Genomic DNA, 18,246 nt, shown 5'->3' with positions numbered 1-18,246 from the left:
AAGCCCCGGACCCCCGGGCCTCACACGCCCAGGCCGCGCGCGATCAGGTCGGCGAGCGCGAACACGAACAGCGTGATCCCGATGACGCCGTTCACCGTGAAGAACGCCCGGTTCACCCGGGACAGGTCGTCCGGCCGGACGATCGAGTGCTCGTAGCCGAACGCGCCGACCACGATCGCGACGCCCACCCACCAGAAGGCCCCGGCGCCGGTGGCGGCCCCGTACCAGATCAGCAGGCCGGTGGTGACGGCGTGGCAGGCCCGGGCCCCGTACAGCGCGCCCGGGATGCCGAAGCGGGCCGGGACCGACTTCACGCCGTGCGCCCGGTCGGCGGCCACGTCCTGGCTGGCGTAGATCAGGTCGAAGCCGCCGATCCACACGCCGACGGCGAGGCCGAGGATCACCGCGTCCCACGACCAGCTCCCGGTCACCGCCAGCCACGCCCCGATCGGGCCCATCGCCTGCGCCAGCCCGAGGATCGCGTGCGGGAAGTTCGTGAACCGCTTCCCGTACGGGTAGACCACCATCGGCACCGCGGCGACCGGCGCCAGCGCCAGGCACAGCGGGTTGAGCAGCGCCGCGGCGCCCAGGAACACCGCGAGGGCGACGAGCGCGCCGGTCCACGCCGAGCGCACCGACACCGCCCCGGTGACCAGTTCCCGGTGGGCGGTACGGGGATTGCGCGCGTCGATCTCCCGGTCGATGATCCGGTTGCACGCCATGGCGAAGGTCCGCAGACCCACCATCGCCACCGTGACCAGCAGGAGTTCGCCCCAGTGCACCTGGCCGTCGTCCCTGTTCATCGCGGTCAGCGCCGCGATGTAGGCGAACGGCAGCGCGAAGACCGAGTGCTCGATCATGACGAGCCGCAGGAAGGCGCGCACCCGGCCGCCGTCGGGCCGGGGAGCGGGCCGGAACACTTCGTGACTCGCGGACTCGGCACTCATGAAAGGCCGTACTCCTTCCAGCGTCGGGTGACCCGGTCCCGGGTCTCCGGATCGGACAGCACCATCTCCGGCCAGCCGCCGTCGCGCGTGTAGCCCTCCTCGGGCAGTTTGCGCGTGGCGTCGATGCCCGCCTTGCCGCCCCAGAACTGCTGGTAGGAGGCATGGTCCAGGTGATCGACCGGGCCCTCGACCACGGACAGGTCGCGGGAGTAGTCGGTGTTGCCCAGTGCCCGCCAGGCGACCTCGTGCAGGTCGTGCACGTCGCAGTCGGCGTCGACCACGACGATCAGCTTGGTGAGCGACATCATGTGGGCGCCCCAGACGGCGTGCATCACCTTCTGGGCGTGCTTGGGGTACTTCTTGTCGATCGAGACGATCGCGCAGTTGTGGAAGCCGCCCGCCTCGGGCAGGTGGTAGTCCACGATGTCCGGGACGATGATCTTCAGCAGCGGCAGGAAGAAGCGCTCGGTGGCCCGGCCCAGCGGCCCGTCCTCGGTGGGCGGCCGGCCCACCACGATCGACTGGAACAGCGGCCGCTTGCGCATGGTCACGCAGTCGACGGTCAGCGCGGGGAACGGTTCGCGCGGGGTGTAGAAGCCCGTGTGATCGCCGAACGGCCCCTCGGGCAGCGTCTTGCCGGGCTCCAGCCAGCCCTCCAGCACCACCTCGGCGTTCGCGGGCACCTGCAGCGGCACCGTCCTGCAGTCGACCATCTCCACCCGCCTGCCCTGGACGAAGCCGGCGAAGAGGTACTCGTCGATGTCGCCGGGCAGCGGGGCGGTGGCCGCGTACGTGACGGCCGGCGGGCAGCCGAAGGCGATGGCGACCGGCAGCCGTTCGCCCCTGCGGGCGGCCACCTGGTAGTGGTTGCGGCTGTCCTTGTGGATCTGCCAGTGCATGCCGATGGTGCGACGGTCGTGCCGCTGCAGCCGGTACAGGCCGAGATTGCGTACGCCGCTCTCGGGGTCCTTGGTGTGGGTCAGGCCGAGATTGAAGAAGGACCCGCCGTCCTGCGGCCAGGTGAACAGCGCGGGCAGCTCGTCCAGGTCGACGTCGTCCCCGGTGCGCACGACCTCCTGCACCGGGCCGTCCTTCACCTTCTTCGGCGGCACGTGCACCATGCCGGCCAGCTTCCCGAACGCCTCGCGCACCCCGACGAAGCCGTGCGGCAGTTCCGGCTTGAGCAGCCCGGCGATCTTCTCGCCGATCTCGTCGTACGAGGACAGGCCCAGCGCCTTGAGCAGGCGGCGGTCGGTCCCGTACACGTTCATCGCCAGCGGCGCGACCGAGCCCTTCACGTTCTCGAACAGCAGCGCGGGACCGCCGGCCTTGTTGACCCGGTCGGTGATCTCGCCGACCTCCAGATAGGGGTCGACCTCGGCTTTCACGCGCACCAGGTCGCGGTCCTTCTCCAGTGCCCGCAGCAGGGAGCGGAGGTCGTCGTAAGCCATGGGGTCAGTGTCGCATCCCGCCCGCGCCGCCCACGCGACGCCCTGGTTAGGCTTGGACGGGTTCGAAGGAAAGGCAATCTGGGGGGTCTGCTCATGCTGCGGTCCATGCCGTACCTGCTGCTGGTCGCGCTGTGGATATACGCCCTCGTGGACTGCGTGGGCACGCCGCCTTCGCAGGTGCGCGGCCTGCCCAAAGTGGTGTGGCTGCTGATCGTGATCCTGCTGGGCGAGGTGGTGGTCGGCCCGCTGGCGTGGCTGGTCCTGGGCAAGCGGCGCCTGCCCGTGGTGGCCGGCGGCGCGACGCCCTCGGAGTGGCACCGCTCGTACCGGCTGGGTCCCGCCGTGGGCGAGCCGATCCCGGCGGGCGAGTGGATCGCCCCCGACGACAACCCGGAGTTCCTGCGGTCGCTGGCCGAGCGGATCGAGAAGCGCAAGCGGGGGCAGGACGGCACCGCGCCGGACAACGACTGAGGCGGCAACGCACACCGCCCGGCCGCCCGGCTACCCGGCCACCCGGCCGTCCATGCCGGTCGGCGGGGACGGCCGGGCGCCGGCCGGGCGCTCAGACCCCGGCGTAGGAGTGCTTGCCGGTGACGAAGATGTTCACGCCGTAGTAGTTGAACAGGAAGCAGGCGAAGGCGATCAGCGCCAGGTAGGCGGCCTTGCGGCCCTTCCAGCCCGCGGTGGCCCGGGCGTGCAGGTAGCCCGCGTACGCGACCCAGGTGATGAACGACCAGGTCTCCTTCGGGTCCCACTCCCAGTAGTGGCCCCACGCGGCCTGCGCCCAGATCGCGCCCGCGATGATGGTGAACGTCCACAGCGGGAAGACCAGCGCGTTCATCCGGTACGCGAACTTGTCCAGGGTCGCCGCGGCCGGGAGCCGCCGCATGACGTCGCCCCAGCGGTTGTCCTGCGCCCGCCCCGCGGTCACCGCGACCTCGTAGTGGTCCCGGAACAGGTACAGCAGGGTGCCGACGGCCGCCAGGTAGAACACCGCGCCCGAGATGATCGCGCAGGACACGTGGATCCACAGCCAGTACGAGTGCAGGGCCGGTACGAGCTGGTCGCTGGCGGTGTAGAGCACCGACAGGGCCAGGCCCAGGTCCAGCAGGACCGACGTGGTCAGGAACAGGCCGATCCAGCGCACGTCCTTCTTCAGCGCGAGCAGCACCAGGTACGCGCCGACCGCGACCATGCCGAAGGTCGTGGAGAACTCGTACATGTTGCCCCAGGGGGCGCGCTGCACCGAGGCGCAGCGGAAGGCCACGCCGCCGAGGTGCAGCAGCCAGGCCAGGACCGTGAAGGAGATGGCGATCCGGCCGTACAGGTCGCCCTTCTCGCTGCCGCCCGCCGCGCCCGGCCCGTCCGCGAAGCCGCGGTCGCTGGCGGAGGCGCGGGTGACGACCTTGGGGCGCGCCAGGGTGGCGGTGCCGCCCGCGGCCGTCGTCACCGTGACCTCCGGGCCCGCCTGGGCCGCCGGGGCCGCGGGGGCGGCCTCGGTGACCAGGGCCGCGGACTGCACGGCGATCCGGCTGCGGCCGCCGAAGACCCACTCGGCCAGGTGGGCGAGGAAGGCGAGCGCGTAGACGAACATCGCCGAGCGAATCAGGTAGTTGCTGTAATTCGCGAAGTTCTCGTTGACCGCGGCAGCGAGGTTCACGCGCGGGCTCCTTCGTCGTGGGTTGCGTCGTCGTCGGGATCGACGGGTACGTCGTCGGATTCGTCAGATTCGTCGGATTCGTCGGGTGCATCCGGTTCGTCGGTGACGTCGCCGGGTACGTCGGGGTCGTCGCCGTGCGGGCCGTCCGCCGGGCCGTCCGCCGGGCCGTCCGCCGGCTCGTCCTCCGGTTTCGCCGGGGCGTCCGGCTGGAGCTGGAAGGCGATGTCGCCGAGTTCGTCGGCGATGCGGGCGGACTCGCTGCGGCCCAGACCGCCCATCTCGACCACGGTGGCGCCGCCCGGGCCCGCCTCGGCCCGTACCCAGATCCTGCGGCGCTGGATGAACAGCGAGCCGGCCAGGCCCAGGATCGCGGCCACGCCGCCGACGAGGGCGAGCGTGTTGCCCGCCTGGTGGGAGACGGTGAAGCTGGCCCACGTCTTGACGCCGTCGAAGGTCAGGGTGCCGGCGCCGTTGGGGAGGGTCATGGTGTCGCCGACCTTCAGCGCCTTGCTGAACGGTCCGCCGTCGGGGTACGTGAACTGCTTCGCCCGCTGGGTGTCGAGCTGGTAGACGTTCTGCGGGATGCCCGAGTTCATGCCCAGGTCGCCGTGGTAGGCGGTGAGGATCAGCGCGGGGTAGCCGAGCGTGGGGAAGGACGAGTGCGGGCCGCGCACCTTGTCCAGCGCGAAGGTCGGGGTGAAGACCCCGCGGAACCCGAGCTGGTCGGGTCCCCCGTCCTTGCCGACCGCGTCCGGGACCTTGATCACACCCGTCGAGGTCAGGTTGGCGTCCTGCGGCAGGAACGGCACCGGGCCCTGGTACGCCACGTTGCCCTGACCGTCCTTGACGGTCACCACGGGCGCGTAGCCGTGGGAGATCAGGTAGACCTTCTCGCCGCCGATGCTCAGCGGGTGGTTGACGGAGATGGAGCCCTTGGTCCGCTTGCCCTCGGCGCCGTTCCAGTAGTGGATGTTGGCCCGGAAGAGGCGGGCGGTGCCCTTCTCCGGGCCGGTCGTGGCGTACTTCTGGTCGAAGCTGTCCAGGTGGAAGCCGAAGGGCTTGAGGTCGTCGGCGCCGTAGAGGGTGCCGCCACTGAAGTCGTCGTACTCGGCGAGGTTGTTGACGAAGGAGTTGCCCTCGACGACCAGCTTGCCGCCCTGGGCGTTGTTCAGGGAGGTCAGGGCGAAGCCGATGAGGAGGGCGAACAGCGCGATGTGGAAGAGCAGGTTGCCGGCCTCGCGCAGATAGCCCTTCTCGCCGGCCACCGAGGTGCCGGTGGCGGCGGTACGGAACCGGCGGCCGCGCAGCGCGCGCCGGGCGGCCTCGGCGACCTGCTCGGGAGTGGCGTCGGTGCGCCAGGTGCTGTAGGCGGGCAGGCGGGTGAGGTTGCGCGGGGCGGCCGGCGGCCGGGACCGCAATTGGCCGACGAACTGCCAGGTGCGCGGGACGATGCAGCCGGCCAGCGAGACGAACAACAGGATGTAGACCGCCGAGAACCACGGCGAGCTGTAGACGTGGAACATCCCCAGCCGCTCGTACAGCGGGGAGATCGTCGGGTGCGACCGCTTGAAGGCGGCGACCTTGAGCTGGTCGGAGTGCTGCGGGATCAGCGAGCCGGGGATCGCCGCCAGGGACAGCAGGAAGAGCAGGATCAGCGCGATCCGCATCGAGGTGAGCTGGCGCCACATCCAGCGCACCCAGCCCAGCACGCCCAGGCCGGGCAGCGAGGCCAGGGTGTCGGCGGGCGCGGTGCTGAGCTGCGCGCCGGCCACCCCCAGGCCGTCGTTGCCCTCTCGCCCCTCGGAAGGTTCCTGGCCCTCGGGGCGGCCGTCGTCGGCGGTCCCGGCCGGGCCGTGCCCGGCCCCGGTCCCGGCGCCGGGCGCGGTACCGTCTCCGGTCTTGTGCGTGATGCTCATGGGTTCAGAATCCTGGAGTGAAGCCTGCGGACCAGATCTGCATCTGGTAGGTGATGTGGTCCCAGACGCCGGTGAGCAGCAGGACGCCGACGGTGACCAGCATGGCCCCGCCGGCTCGCATCACCCACGCGTAATGGCGTTTGACCCAGCTGAAGGCGCCGAGCATACGGCGGAAGGCGATGGCCGTCACGATGAACGGCACACCGAGACCGAGGCAGTAGAAGAACATCAGCAGCGCGCCGCGTCCCGCGCTGGCGTCGTTGAAGGCGAGCGCCTGGACCGCGCCGAGGGTCGGGCCGATGCAGGGCGCCCAGCCGAGGCCGAACAGCGCGCCCAGCAATGGCGCGCCGGCCAGGCCCATGGCGGGCCGGAAGTGGAACCGGAACTCGCGCTGGGTGAGGCCGCCGATCAGCCCCATGAAGGCCAGGCCGAGGACGACGGTCAGCGCGCCCAGCACCATCGTGATCTCGTGCTTGTGCTTGTTGAGGGTCCAGCCGAAGTTGCCGAACAGCGCTCCGCCGGAGACGAAGACGGCGCTGAAGCCGAGGACGAACAAGGTGGCGCCCGCCGCCATCCGGCCCCGCCTGGCCTCGGCGAGATCGGTTCCGGTGAGCCCGGTCACGTACGACAGGTAGCCGGGGACGAGCGGCAGGACGCACGGGGAGAAGAAGGAGAGCAGGCCGGCGGCCATGGCGACCGGTATCGCCGCCAGCAGCGCTCCGGTGAGCACGGTCTGGCTGGGGTCGGCCGCGAGAACGGCCGGCGTACCGGCGACCATGTCACTTCTCCGCGAGGATCGGGGCGATCATCTGGTTCAGGTCGTCCTCGCTGAGCGGCTTCAGCGCCCGGGCGGCGATCCGGCCGTGCTTGTCGATGACGAGCGTGGAGGGGATCGCCTGGGCGTTGAGGCTGCCCTTGGGGAAGCGCAGCAGCAGGCTGCCGTCCCGGTCGTACAGGCTCGGGTAGGGGACCTTGAAGTTCTTCTCGAAGCGGGCGGCCGGGGCGGTCTCCAGGTCGCGGGTGTTGATGCCGAGGAACTGCACGCCCTTGTCCTTGTCGGCGTTGGCGACCGCGACCAGGTTGGGCGCCTCGGCGCGGCAGGGGGCGCACCACGAGCCCCAGACGTTGACGACGACGACCTTGCCCTTGTACGCGGCCAGGCTCGCCTGCGAACCGTCGACGGTCTTCCCGGACAGGTCGGGGGCGGGCTTGCGGTCGGCCGCCTTGACGAAGGTGATGGCGCCGTTGCCTCCGACGAAGTTCGACTGGCCCGAGGAGGAGCCCGAACCGGACGAACAGGCGGCGAGGGACGACGCCAGCGCCGCGGTTCCGGCCAGCGCCAGGGCGGCACCGCGGAACCGGAGGCGTCGGGGGGCGCGCGTAGGGCTCATGTGAAAAGTTTCGCATGGGCCCCCGGGCGATCGTGGGCACCCCCGACGTCCACACCAAAAGCGGCATTTGCCCCATATAAGCATCAGGTTACGGCGTCGGATCCGCCGCTCGCCGCGCCGCCCGTGCCCGAGTGCCCGCCGGAGCCGGAGCCGCCGCCCGCGCCCGAGTGCCCGCCCGCGCCCGAGCGCCCGCCCGAACCGGTGGGCGGTGCGGCCAGGAACTCCCGCCAGCCGCCGGGCGGCTGCTCGCCGACCTCCAGGGTACGGAGCTTGGCGAGCACGGCCGGGTCCTGGGCGTCCAGCCAGTCCACGAACTGGCGGAAGGAGACCAGCCGTACGTCCCCCAGCCCGCTGGAGGCGATGTGCTTGAACGCCTCCTCGACGGCGTCCATGTAGATGCCGCCGTTCCAGTGCTCGAAGTGGTTGCCGATGTAGAAGGGGGCCCGGTTGGTCTCGTACGCGCGCTGGAAGCCGGCGATGTACGAGGCGGCGGCCTGCCGGCGCCAGCCGGGGTAGTTGCGCGGGTCGGACTTCGTGGCCGCGTGGGACTGGTTGGCCAGCATGTTGTAGTCCATCGACAGCACCTCGAAGCGGTGCCCGGGGAACGGGATGAGCTGCAGCGGCAGGTCCCACAGGCCGTGCTTCTTCCCCGGCCAGACCTGGTTGCCGCCCGGGGAGCTGGCGTCGTAGCGGAAGCCCAGCTCGGCGGCGGTGGGCAGCCACTGCTTCTGGCCGAGCAGGCAGGGGGTGCGGCCGCCGATCAGCTCCTTGTCGTAGTCGAAGGGCAGCGGGTCGAGGTCGTGCCAGCCGGTGTTGGTCTTCCAGCGGGTGACGAAACCTTTCGCCTGCTCGATCTCGCTGTGCCAGTCGGCCGGGCTCCAGTTGCCCACGCTGCCGTGGCCGGCGCAGAAGTGGCCGTTGAAGTGGGTGCCGATCTCGTGGCCCTCCAGCCAGGCCCGGCGGACGTTGTCCAGGGTGGCGCGGACGTGCTCGTCGGTGAGGTAGCCGATGTCGGAGGCGCCGCGGCGGTTGCGGGGCGGGGCGTAGCGGAGCTTCTTGTCCTCGGGCAGCAGGTAGAGGCCGGACAGGAAGAACGTCATCGACGCGCCGTGGTCGGCGGCGAGCTTGCGGAACCGGGGGAAGAGGCCGTTGCCGACCTCGCCGGCGCCGTCCCACGAGAAGATCACGAACTGGGGCGGTTTCTGGCCCGGCTCCAGCCGCTCCGGCTTCGGCGGCTGGTGGGGCTGCGGGCCGGTGCGCGCGGTCGAGCCGTCACCGATCAGGGTCGCCGTGGGGCCGGGCGACGGGCCCGCCCCCGAGTGCGGCCGGGAGCCGCCGGTCCCCGGCGGGCGCGGCGCCCCCTCGCTCTTCCCCCCGGAGCCGGACCCGCATCCCGCCACGGCGACCGCGGCGGCGGCGCCCGCGGTCGTCGTCAGCAGAGTCCTTCGATTCATGGAACCCATGTGCGTTCCCCGTCTTCCCCGGCGTCCCGTGCGAGTCCCCCGCAAAGGACCGGTCATACAATCAGGTCACCCACTATGACGTTCATAGGTTCCTCATGGTTACTTGAGAAGCGGAATTTCTTCTTCCGCAGTACCCGCATGAACGAGGACGCGGAGCGGGACTCCCCCGGGCGCGCGTCGGCCGCGCCCCCCTTGCGCAGAAACGTTTCGTCCTGACGCCCGCGACCGCCGGGCGCACACGCGCCGTTCAGCGGGAGTGCGAAAGGGCGCGGGGTCCCGTGAGGGGGACACCCGCGCCCATGGCGTACGCCCGGCGGATCCTCTTCGCGCCGGCGGCCCGCCGGCGGATCCTCTTCGCGTCCGCGGGCCCGCCGCCGGAGGCGCTACGCGCCGAACGCCTTCTGGTTGCCCTGCGGCTTCGCCCCGGCCCGCAGGTGGGCGGGCACCAGGTCGAGCGCGGGCTCGCCGTAGCCGACGGAGACGAGCTCGGTCCCGTCGAAGGTGAAGGAGGTCACGCTCGCCAGCGTGCACTGCCGCTTGCGCGGGTCGTGCCACAGGCGCCTGCGTTCCGCCCAGGACCGCACGATCCAGATGGGGAGCTGGTGGCTGACGCACACGGCCTCGCGCCCGGCGGCGGCCTCCCGCGCCGAGCCGATCGCGCCCATCATCCGCACCACCTGGTCGACGTAGGGCTCGCCCCAGCTCGGCCGGAAGGGATTGCGCAGGTACTTCCAGTTGGAGGGGTTCTTCAGGGCGCCGTCGCCGACGCCGAAGGTCTTGCCCTCGAAGGCGTTCGCGGCCTCGATGAGCCGCGGGTCGGAGGCCACGTCCAGGCCGTGCGCCTTGGCGATCGGCTCGGCCGTCTCCCGCGCCCGCTCCAGCGGCGACGCCACCACGTACCCGATGTCCCGCCCCGCCAGGTGCTCGGCGACGCGCTCGGCCATCCGCCGCCCGAGCTCGGACAGGTGGTAGCCGGGCGCCCTGCCGTACAGGACGCCCGCGGGGTTGTGGACCTCCCCGTGCCGTACGAGGTGGACGACGGTCAGCCGCCCCTCGGCGCGCTCGGTCCCGCTCATGCGCTCGCCTCCGCCGCTGCCCGGGCCGCGGCCGGAAGGGCCTCGGCGACGCGTTCCACCGCCCGCTCGTCGTGCGCGGTCGACACGAACCACGTCTCGAAGGCCGACGGCGGCAGGTACACGCCCCGCGCCAGCATGGCGTGGAAGAACGCGGTGTAGCGGAACGCCTCCTGCCGCTTGGCGTCCTCGTAATCGCGCACCTCGTCCTCGGTGAAGAAGATCGAGAACATGCTGCCCGCACTGGACACGCGGTGCGCCACGCCCTCCTTGCCGAGGGCCTCGCGGACCAGCCCCTGGATCTCCAGCGAGACCGCGTCCACGGCCGCGTACGCCGCGTCGTCCAGCAGCCGCAGCTGCGCCAGCCCGGCGGCGGTGGCCACCGGGTTCCCGGACAGCGTGCCGGCCTGGTAGACCGGGCCGGCCGGTGCCAGGCGCGCCATGACGTCGGCGCGTCCGCCGAACGCCGCCGCCGGGAAGCCGCCGCCCATCACCTTGCCGAAGGTCATCAGGTCGGGGCGCGCCCCGTCGATCCCGTACCAGCCGGAGCGGCTGACCCGGAAGCCGGTCATGACCTCGTCGGAGATGAACAGCGCGCCGTTGTCGGCGCACAGGCGGGCCAGTCCCGCGTTGAAGCCCGGGGCGGGCGGCACCACGCCCATGTTGCCGGGCGACGCCTCGGTGATCACGCACGCGATCTCGCCGGGGTGGGCGGCGAAGGCCGCGCGCACCGCGTCGAGATCGTTGTACGGCAGCACGACGGTCTCGCCGGCCTGCGCGCCCGTCACCCCCGGAGTGTCGGGTAGCCCGAAAGTGGCAACCCCGGAACCCGCGGCGGCCAGCAGGGCGTCCACATGACCGTGGTAGCAACCCGCGAACTTGACCACCTTGGAGCGCCCGGTGAACCCGCGGGCGAGCCGGATCGCCGACATCGTCGCCTCGGTGCCGGACGACACCAGCCGCACCTGGTCCACCGGCTCCACCCGGCGGACGATCTCCTCGGCCAGCTCGACCTCGCCCTGGCCGGGCGTGCCGAAGGAGGTGCCGCGGGCCACCGCCGCCTGCACGGCCGCGATCACCTCCGGGTGGGCGTGCCCGAGGATCATCGGCCCCCAGGAGCAGACGAGGTCGACGTACTCGCGGCCGTCCGCGTCGGTGAGATACGGACCCCGGCCGGAGACCATGAAACGCGGTGTGCCCCCCACGGCACGGAACGCCCGCACCGGAGAGTTCACGCCACCCGGCGTGACGGCCGCCGCACGGTCGAAGAGTTCCTGGGACACTGGTGCTTCGTAGGGATAGCTCACACGCACATGTTCTCAAATGCCGGGCGTTGCGCCGCACCGCCTCCACCCGACATCTGAGACGATGATCGGGTTGCATGGTTGGGTCTGCGGATGGTCGGGTAGTGGAATGCAGCAGCGTGGTGACGCACTGGGTGACGGACAGGGCGAGCAGCGCGATCCGCAGCAGCGGCAGCAGGGCAATCGGCAGCAGGGCAGCAGGCGCCGCGGGGCCGGGAACCGCCCGGCGGCGGACGACGGACCGACCGCGGAAGGCAGGAGCAGGGGTGGCCGAGTGGGGGTGACCTACAAGTACTTCGGTGCGCCCGACGGGGCCACGGCGGCCCGCGTCCCCATCTCCATGCGCCCGGAGGAACTCGGCGGCGACGAGCTCGGCCAGGGCATGTACACCAAGGTCAAGCCGGAGACGATGGCCGCCATGGTGCTCACCGGCATCGAGGGCATACCCCCGGCGAAGGTCCCGCCGCTCGAACTCGTCGTCCTGCACCCGGACTACGCCGTCGTACGGCTGCCCGCCTCGGTCGTCGAACCGCTGCGCAAGGCGGGCGAGGAGGAGCTCGGCGCCGCCGCGTTCATCTGGTCCACCGTTCCCGACCGGCGGGGGCCGCGCGACGCCTTCGTCATCTACCAGATGCTGCACGAATGGCAGGACTTCGCCCGCCGCTGCCAGGAATCCGGCCACCAGCTCTACTGCCTCGTCTGGCCCTGATCCCTCGCCGATCGCTTCCTGATCCCTCTCTGATTCCTTCCTGATCCCTTCCTGATCCCTTCCGTCCGCTTCACCCCTTTCGCCTGTGGCGGATCTCCGCCACGTCTCGAACCCGCAGCCGGGGCGGTCCGACGGTGGAACGAGCGTGGTCCGGACCCCCCGCGACGCCGCCCGCGGCCTCCCGCACTCAGCGCCCGGCGGTCCCGAGTTGGCCGAAAGCTTTCGTCGGCCCCCGCTTCAGCACCCGCGCCAACAGGCGTTCGCCGTGCGGCGGGTGGAAGGGATACGTGAGGGAGCCGGCGGTGGCCAGGGCGCCGAACCGGCACGCTGGGCTGTCACGCCGGGCCGTCACGCGAGCGGGAGTGCCGAGACGGTCCCCGCGCTTCCCCGGACGCATGACAGATGTCATGCGGGAACGCGGATTTCCGGCTCTGCCGCCCGCGCCGCGGCCACCGTGATGCTTGTGCCATGACCACGACGACCATCGCCCCCGCCGGGAACCCCGCCACCACCACCGCGGAAGCTCCCGCCGAGCCCCCCGCCGACACGGACCCCGATCCCGAGCCCACCCCCGACACCGACAGCGGCTCCGCGGCCTTCCTCAAGCCCGCCCCCGGGGCCGGCGCCGAGACCCGCGCCCCCGTCTTCCGGCCCGTCCCCGTCTGGTTCTTCGCCTTCGAGGGGCTGATCGGCGCCGCCTACGACGTCGTGAAGTCGTCCCCGTACGGCTGGACGGTCATGGTCACGACCGTGGTGGCGAACATCGTGCTCGCCCGTACCGTGATGCGCGGCCGGCTGAACACGGCCCGGGCGATGCTCAAGGGCCGCGGCACCCGGAAGATCTTGGCCGGGCTGATCGCGCTGCGGGTCGGGCTGCACCTCGCACTCGGCGCGCTCGGGAAGCAGGCGGTCTCCGGGCCGGCCCACCTCACCCTCGCCGCCGTGATGTGCGGTTCGACGGTGGCGCTGCTCGCCTTCAACCAGCGGGTGACGCTGCGGGCGCTGAACGGCGGCGGGAAGGCGCGCATATGCTGACGGGTGGCCCGCGGTCGTGAGACCGCGGGCGCGAGAAAGGCGGCGTGGCATGACGAGCTCCCGGACCGCGGTGGTCACCGGCGCGAGCAGCGGCATAGGTGCCGCCTCGGCCCGCAGGCTGGCCGAGGCGGGATTCCACGTGGCGCTCGCCGCTCGCCGTACCGAGCGGCTGGAGGCGCTGGCCAAGGAGCTGACCGCGGAGGGCCGCAGCGTTTCCGCGCACCCCCTCGACGTCACCGACCGCGCCGCCGTCGACGCCTTCGCCGCCTCCCTCGACGCCCACCCGCCCGTGCACGTGCTGGTCAACAACGCGGGCGGCGCGATCGGGACCGAGCCGGTCGCCGCCGCCGACCCCGCCGACTGGCGCCGGATGTACGAGGTCAACGTGATCGGCGTCCTCAACGTCACCCAGGCCCTGCTGCCCGCCCTGACCGCCTCCGGCGACGGCACCGTGGTCGTGCTGTCGTCCACGGCGGGCCTGGCGACGTACGAGGGCGGAGGCGGCTACGTGGCCGCCAAGCACGGCGCCCACGTCATCGCCGAGACCCTGCGCCTGGAGCTGAACGGCAGGCCCGTGCGCGTCATCGAGATCGCCCCCGGCATGGTCAGGACCGACGAGTTCGCCCTCACCCGCTTCCGCGGCGACGCGGAGCGCGCGGCGGCCGTCTACGCGGGGGTGGCCGAGCCGCTCACCGCCGAGGACGTCGCCGACACCGTCGCCTGGGCGGTCACCCGGCCCTCCCACGTCAACGTCGACCTGCTCGTCCTGCGCCCCCGCGCCCAGGCCTCCAACACCAAGGTGCACCGCGAGCTCTGAGCGGCCCTCCCGCGCACGGGGGCTCCCCGGTCGTGCCGCCCCCGTATGTCCCATGCGTCCCGTGGGCATCGGCAGCCACGTCCGCCTCGCGTTCCGCTGAGCGGAACCGGCGCAACCACTTGCCGCGCTGAGCACGTCCCCGCAATCGGTCCGTAGAGGACCGCGGTGGCCGAGTCGGCCGCCGTACGGGGAGGAGTTCCGTGCTACGCGTCCACTTCACCGCCGAGGACCTGCGGAAGGTCCGGGTCGCCCGCGTCCCGGACCCGCTGTGGGAGCTGGTCTACAGCGTGCGCCGGGTGCACTCCCGGGAGGCGCCGCCGGTCTTCGGCGCATGGCGGCGGGCGGCCCACGCGCGGCTGCGCGCCGACCGGGCGACGCACGACGCACTGGTCCTGCTGCGCTCCCTGGTGCCGTCCGCCGGGTACATCCCGGACTTCCTCACGCCGGACCCGGCCGGGCCCGAGCCGGCCACGGCGCTGGAGCGGCTGCTGGCGACACCGCCCTCCCAGGTCGCCCGGGACCTGGTACGGCTGGCCGAGACCGGCCACGGCACCGCCGGGTACTGCGTCGCGGCCCCCGGCGGGCTGCGGGAGCTGGCCGACGCCATGTCCACGTACCACCAGGCGGTTCTGGCACCGTACTGGCCGCAGGTGCGGGCCGCGGTCGCGAGGGACGTGGCGGTACGCACCCGGGAGCTGCTGGACGGCGGTACGCAGGCGCTCCTGGAGGGCCTGCGGCCCTACGCCACCTGGACGGCGCCCGTCCTGGAGGTGGACTACCCGGTCACCCGCGACCTGCATCTGGCCGGGCGCGGCCTGCTGCTGCTCCCCTCGTACTTCTGCTGGCGCCGGCCGACCTCGCTCGCCGACCCGCTGCTGCCGCCCGTGCTGGTCTTCCCCGCCGCGAGGGAGCCGCTGGTGGTCCCGGGCAGCGCGGACGCCCCCGCCACGGGCGAGGACCTGACCCGGCTGCTGGGCAGGACCCGCGCGGCCGTACTCGGCGAGGTGGCCCGCACCGAGGCCCGCACCACCTCCGAGATCGCCGAGGCCGTGGGGGTCTCCCTGCCCAGCGCCAGCTACCAGATCGCGGTGCTGCGCGACTCGGGCCTGCTGGCCAGCCGCCGCAACGGCAAGTACGTGTTCCACACGGTCACCAGCCTGGGCCTGGCCCTCCTCAACCCCCGCCGCCCGCCGGACTGCGCGGACTTCGAACCCCCGGCGGCGTGACGTCCCGTCGGCCGGCGCCGTCCGTCACGGGTCCCCCGCTCGCGCGTCCCGCCGCGCACGTCACCCCCGGGCCCGATACCGGAACACACGGGATGACCAGGGGGAATACACCGCCGGGCCGCGGAGTTCGGCGCCGGAAACTCAGAGCGTCCTCAGAGGTTGGCTGCCACACGGGATCGCCGTCACCACTCGAACGGGAATTCACCGATCATTCCGGACGGAGGCCATACGCTCGGTAACGCTCACGGCCGGTCGATTGGTGTACCGTCAGCCGCCAAGCGAGCGCCCGACCGGTCATCAGCCCAAGGGCGCCTTGCCTTCGGGGGTTTTTGCGTCATTTCCCAGGATTCCCAGGATTCCCAGGGCTTTTCGGGATTCCCAGGGGTTTCGGGGAGAGGCGCGATCGGGCTCGACGACGATCAGCGGGTCGTTCGTCGCGCTCCCGCACAGACCTCTACGCAGGGAGTTCGCAGTATGCCCAAGGGAGTGGTGGGGGCCCGTCGCGGACAGGCCGTCGTCACGGCCGGGACGGTGCTCGGGTTTCTGTTGGCGGCCGTGTTCTGTTCCTGCCTGTTCTCGCCGGCCGCCTGTGCGGCGGCGCCCGTACCGGGGTCGCCTCTCGACGCGTACAACCAGCACGTTCCGTACGACGTGGGCGTGCACAAGATCGCGCGGCTGGCGGCCCTGATCGCCTACGTGCTCATGGTCGCGACCGTGGTCCTCGGGGTGATGCTGCGGTTGCGGTTCATGCAGCGGTCCGTCAACCGCGCCACCTTCTACGGGGCCCACATGACGCTGGCGCTGTCCGCGATGATCTTCGGCGGCATCCACGGCCTGACGTTCCTGTACCAGCCGGTCTGGGACATCGGCTGGACGCAGCTCGGCGTTCCCTTCGTCGGTCACGTCCAGCGAGTGCCGGTCGGGTTCGGCATCGTCGGCACGGAGTTGGCTGTCGCCGTGGCCTGCTCGGTCTGGCTCCAGCGCCGGCTCGGGTACCACCGCTGGCTCAGGACGCACCAGTTGGCCTACGTGTCCTTCGCCCTGCTCTGGCTGCACGTCTTTCTCGTGCACCCCGAGCCGCGCCACTTCAATCCGGTGTCGGTCGGCGTCGCGGCGGGTGCCGGAACGGTTCTTCTGGTGTTCCTGATCCGTCTCTTCCCGTCCCGGTCCCGCTTGCGGCAGCGCGCCTTCGCCGGCCGTGACGGAGTGGTCAAGTGACGCAACCGCCACCGGGATCCCCGGCCGACCGCTTCCTGACCGCCGCGAACGGGTCGCCGTACACCCCCGTTGCGAACGGGAGCCACCCGGGCCCCCCGCCCCCGCCGTACGCGGCGCGGGCCGCGGCGCCCCCTCCTCCGCCCGCCGCGATCGAACTCCAGTCCATCGCCGCACCGATCAGGGCCGATTCGTTCGACCTGCCGGGCCCGGTGCTGGTCCCCGAGGACGAACCGGTCCGGGTCGGCGTGGACAACAACCGCTGCCACATCTACGGCATCTGCCAGCAGGAAGCCCCGGAGATCTTCCGGATCTCCGAGACGGGCTCGCTGCACTACACACGCGCGGTCCCCGCGGAGTTCGCGGCCCAGGCGCGGCAGGCCGTGCGCTGCTGCCCCATGCAGGCCATCCAGATCCAGGGCGGCGCGGGCCCCGACAGCCGCCGCCGGTCCGACCGGCCCTTGCGCAGCGGGAAGGCGTCCCGGGCCGGACGCAGGAGGATCGCCGTCGCGGGGGCCGGGCTGGCCGGTCTGAGCGCGGCCACCCGGCTGCGCGAACGCGGCTTCGACGGAGAACTCGTCCTGGTCGGCGAGGAGCCGCACCGCCCGTACAGCCGACCGCCCCTGTCCAAGCAGTACCTGTCCGGCGCGCTGAGCGACGAACAGCTCGTCTTCCGGGCGGACGACGGCCTCGACGCCCACTGGCTGCTCGACACCCCGATCCACGGACTCGACCTGCCGGGCTCGGCCCTCGAACTGCGCGGCGGCGAACGGCTGCCCTTCGACGGCCTGGTCATCGCCACAGGCGTGGACGCCAAACGCCTGCCCGAGGCACCGGTCTTCAGCGAGCGGGTCCGCACGATACGCACGCTCGGCGACGCCGCCGCCGTGCAGCGCGCGATGCACGCGGCGCAGGCCCACCACGTGGTGATCCTCGGCGGCGGCTTCGTCGGCTGCGAACTGGCCTGCACCGCCCGCGAACACGGCATGGACGTCACCCTGGTGGTGCACAGCGCGCCCCTGCTGCGGCGAGTCCTCGGCGAACGCGTCGGCTCCGTCGTCGCCGGCATCCAGCGCCGGGCCGGCGTGGACGTGCGGCTCGGCACGCGGATCACGGACTGGCAGGACCACGGCGACATGCTCAGACTGCGGCTGGACGACGGCGGCGTACTCGACTGCGACTTCGTCGTCCTCGGCCTGGGCAGCCATCCCCGCACCGAATGGCTGCGCGGCAGCGGTCTCGACGTCTCCGACGGCGTGCTGTGCGGGCCCACCACCCACGCGGTGGACGCATGGGGCCGCACCCTGCCGCACATCGTCGCCGCCGGCGACGTCGCCCGCTGGCCCAACCCGCGCTTCGACTCCGAGCCCCGGCGCGTCGAGCACCTCATCCACGCGGTCGAGATGGGCCAGCACGCCGCCGACGCCCTGCTGCGCGGCCCGGACCGCGCCACCCGCTTCGTACCCGTCCCCCGGTTCTGGTCCGAGCAGCACGGCACCCGGATCCAGGCCGCGGGGATCCCGTCCCTGGGGACGGACGTCGAGATCGTCGAGGGGTCCCTGCGCGCCGAGCGCTTCATCGCCCGCTACACCCGCCAAACCCCCTACGGGCCGCAGGTCGTGGCCGCCGTGGCCTTCGACATGCCGTTGGAACTCCTCTATTACCGCGACCAGATCGGCCTTTCCCGCCCGCGTGCGCGTGGCACCCGCAGAAGGAGGAAACGATGAGCCGGGGTGGATACGTGCGCAACCGCCGGGCCCGGCGGGCACCGTCCGGCGGGCTGCTGGCCTGGGCCCTGAGCCTGCCCGCCCGCCTGCACCTGCGCTGGCTGGTCATCGTGCTCGTGACCGCCGCGGTGATGGGCGCCTACGGCCGGGTCCTGCTCACCGCCGCACCGATGCCCCCCAGCAAGGCCCCGACGGCGAACACCGGAACGGAGCAGGGTCCGCAGCCCGTCTCGATACCGTCACCGACTTCACCGACGTCACCGACGTCATCACCTTCACCGACGGCCACCGTCACGTCCGAGGTGGGTTGAG

General features: G+C 72.1%; 17 protein-coding genes. 8 read left to right on the top strand and 9 right to left on the bottom strand.

From position 1 onward, the window contains the following. Nucleotides 1-20: 20 nt before the first annotated feature. Both mqnP and K7G61_RS22400 read right to left on the bottom strand, forming a co-directional pair. A complete protein-coding gene (mqnP, locus tag K7G61_RS22405) occupies nt 21-947 on the bottom strand; it encodes a menaquinone biosynthesis prenyltransferase MqnP (protein ID WP_225848725.1) in 927 nt (308 codons plus the stop codon). After that, a complete protein-coding gene (locus tag K7G61_RS22400; RefSeq protein ID WP_225848724.1) occupies nt 944-2,398 on the bottom strand; it encodes a menaquinone biosynthesis decarboxylase in 1,455 nt (484 codons plus the stop codon). The genes mqnP and K7G61_RS22400 overlap by 4 nt, the downstream gene beginning before the upstream one ends. A gap of 105 nt (nt 2,399-2,503) precedes the next feature. Here K7G61_RS22400 and K7G61_RS22395 point away from each other — a divergent pair, with 105 nt between their 5' ends. Beyond that, complete coding sequence (locus K7G61_RS22395; RefSeq protein WP_308190680.1) at nt 2,504-2,869, top strand: PLD nuclease N-terminal domain-containing protein; 366 nt, start codon at nt 2,504-2,506, stop codon at nt 2,867-2,869. A 91-nt stretch (nt 2,870-2,960) separates the two neighbouring features. Here the strand turns inward: K7G61_RS22395 and ccsB are convergent, their stop codons facing one another. The 7 genes from ccsB to hemL form a co-directional block, all read right to left on the bottom strand. Then, nucleotides 2,961-4,058, bottom strand: coding sequence for a c-type cytochrome biogenesis protein CcsB (gene ccsB, locus K7G61_RS22390; RefSeq protein WP_225848722.1), 1,098 nt, complete (start codon nt 4,056-4,058; stop codon nt 2,961-2,963). Then, a complete protein-coding gene (locus K7G61_RS22385) occupies nt 4,055-5,974 on the bottom strand; it encodes a cytochrome c biogenesis protein ResB (RefSeq protein WP_225848721.1) in 1,920 nt (639 codons plus the stop codon). Before K7G61_RS22385 ends, ccsB begins: the two co-directional genes overlap by 4 nt. Nucleotides 5,975-5,978: 4 nt before the next feature. Beyond that, complete coding sequence (locus K7G61_RS22380) at nt 5,979-6,752, bottom strand: cytochrome c biogenesis CcdA family protein (protein WP_225848720.1); 774 nt, start codon at nt 6,750-6,752, stop codon at nt 5,979-5,981. 1 nt (nt 6,753) lies between these two features. Next, the gene (locus K7G61_RS22375; protein ID WP_225848719.1) at nt 6,754-7,365 is read right to left on the bottom strand and encodes a TlpA disulfide reductase family protein; all 612 of its coding nucleotides are present in this window, start codon (nt 7,363-7,365) and stop codon (nt 6,754-6,756) included. Between the two features lie 83 nt (nt 7,366-7,448). Continuing rightward, nucleotides 7,449-8,828, bottom strand: coding sequence for a hypothetical protein (locus K7G61_RS22370; RefSeq protein ID WP_225848718.1), 1,380 nt, complete (start codon nt 8,826-8,828; stop codon nt 7,449-7,451). Between the two features lie 383 nt (nt 8,829-9,211). Beyond that, nucleotides 9,212-9,904 (bottom strand): histidine phosphatase family protein, encoded by a 693-nt coding sequence (locus K7G61_RS22365; protein ID WP_225848717.1) that lies wholly within the window; start codon nt 9,902-9,904, stop codon nt 9,212-9,214. Then, nucleotides 9,901-11,208, bottom strand: a complete 1,308-nt coding sequence (gene hemL, locus K7G61_RS22360; RefSeq protein ID WP_225848716.1) for a glutamate-1-semialdehyde 2,1-aminomutase — start codon at nt 11,206-11,208, stop codon at nt 9,901-9,903. The genes K7G61_RS22365 and hemL overlap by 4 nt, the downstream gene beginning before the upstream one ends. Before the next feature lie 106 nt (nt 11,209-11,314). On the opposite strand from hemL, the gene K7G61_RS22355 reads away from it, so the two are divergent. From K7G61_RS22355 to K7G61_RS22325, 7 genes are all read left to right on the top strand, one after another. Next, nucleotides 11,315-11,914, top strand: a complete 600-nt coding sequence (locus tag K7G61_RS22355) for a hypothetical protein (RefSeq protein ID WP_225848715.1) — start codon at nt 11,315-11,317, stop codon at nt 11,912-11,914. Between the two features lie 468 nt (nt 11,915-12,382). Continuing rightward, nucleotides 12,383-12,949 (top strand): hypothetical protein, encoded by a 567-nt coding sequence (locus K7G61_RS22350; protein ID WP_225848714.1) that lies wholly within the window; start codon nt 12,383-12,385, stop codon nt 12,947-12,949. A gap of 49 nt (nt 12,950-12,998) precedes the next feature. Further along, the gene (locus K7G61_RS22345; protein WP_225848713.1) at nt 12,999-13,766 is read left to right on the top strand and encodes an SDR family oxidoreductase; all 768 of its coding nucleotides are present in this window, start codon (nt 12,999-13,001) and stop codon (nt 13,764-13,766) included. 200 nt (nt 13,767-13,966) lie between these two features. Beyond that, complete coding sequence (locus tag K7G61_RS22340) at nt 13,967-14,992, top strand: helix-turn-helix transcriptional regulator (protein ID WP_225848712.1); 1,026 nt, start codon at nt 13,967-13,969, stop codon at nt 14,990-14,992. A 474-nt stretch (nt 14,993-15,466) separates the two neighbouring features. Continuing rightward, complete coding sequence (locus K7G61_RS22335) at nt 15,467-16,210, top strand: ferric reductase-like transmembrane domain-containing protein (RefSeq protein ID WP_225848711.1); 744 nt, start codon at nt 15,467-15,469, stop codon at nt 16,208-16,210. Further along, nucleotides 16,207-17,934 (top strand): FAD-dependent oxidoreductase, encoded by a 1,728-nt coding sequence (locus K7G61_RS22330; RefSeq protein WP_225848710.1) that lies wholly within the window; start codon nt 16,207-16,209, stop codon nt 17,932-17,934. Before K7G61_RS22335 ends, K7G61_RS22330 begins: the two co-directional genes overlap by 4 nt. Further along, a complete protein-coding gene (locus tag K7G61_RS22325) occupies nt 17,931-18,245 on the top strand; it encodes a hypothetical protein (protein ID WP_225848709.1) in 315 nt (104 codons plus the stop codon). The genes K7G61_RS22330 and K7G61_RS22325 overlap by 4 nt, the downstream gene beginning before the upstream one ends. Nucleotide 18,246 lies beyond the last annotated feature (1 nt).

The sequence above is a fragment of the Streptomyces sp. HPF1205 genome (assembly GCF_020400825.1).
GTDB lineage: Bacteria > Actinomycetota > Actinomycetes > Streptomycetales > Streptomycetaceae > Actinacidiphila.
Note: the sequence above shows the minus strand (reverse complement) of the source record. Positions and strands in the feature narration are given on the sequence as shown.

Bases quoted from the DNA above. Each gene is read 5' to 3' on its own strand.
- K7G61_RS22370 (WP_225848718.1), bottom strand. From the start codon at position 8,828: ATGGGTTCCATGAATCGAAGGACTCTGCTGACGACGACCGCGGGCGCC.
- K7G61_RS22380 (WP_225848720.1), bottom strand. From the start codon at position 6,752: ATGGTCGCCGGTACGCCGGCCGTTCTCGCGGCCGACCCCAGCCAGACC.
- K7G61_RS22375 (WP_225848719.1), bottom strand. From the start codon at position 7,365: ATGAGCCCTACGCGCGCCCCCCGACGCCTCCGGTTCCGCGGTGCCGCC.
- K7G61_RS22355 (WP_225848715.1), top strand. From the start codon at position 11,315: ATGCAGCAGCGTGGTGACGCACTGGGTGACGGACAGGGCGAGCAGCGC.
- K7G61_RS22335 (WP_225848711.1), top strand. From the start codon at position 15,467: ATGCCCAAGGGAGTGGTGGGGGCCCGTCGCGGACAGGCCGTCGTCACG.
- K7G61_RS22325 (WP_225848709.1), top strand. From the start codon at position 17,931: ATGAGCCGGGGTGGATACGTGCGCAACCGCCGGGCCCGGCGGGCACCG.
- K7G61_RS22365 (WP_225848717.1), bottom strand. From the start codon at position 9,904: ATGAGCGGGACCGAGCGCGCCGAGGGGCGGCTGACCGTCGTCCACCTC.
- K7G61_RS22345 (WP_225848713.1), top strand. From the start codon at position 12,999: ATGACGAGCTCCCGGACCGCGGTGGTCACCGGCGCGAGCAGCGGCATA.
- K7G61_RS22385 (WP_225848721.1), bottom strand. From the start codon at position 5,974: ATGAGCATCACGCACAAGACCGGAGACGGTACCGCGCCCGGCGCCGGG.
- K7G61_RS22400 (WP_225848724.1), bottom strand. From the start codon at position 2,398: ATGGCTTACGACGACCTCCGCTCCCTGCTGCGGGCACTGGAGAAGGAC.
- K7G61_RS22395 (WP_308190680.1), top strand. From the start codon at position 2,504: ATGCCGTACCTGCTGCTGGTCGCGCTGTGGATATACGCCCTCGTGGAC.
- mqnP (WP_225848725.1), bottom strand. From the start codon at position 947: ATGAGTGCCGAGTCCGCGAGTCACGAAGTGTTCCGGCCCGCTCCCCGG.
- K7G61_RS22350 (WP_225848714.1), top strand. From the start codon at position 12,383: ATGACCACGACGACCATCGCCCCCGCCGGGAACCCCGCCACCACCACC.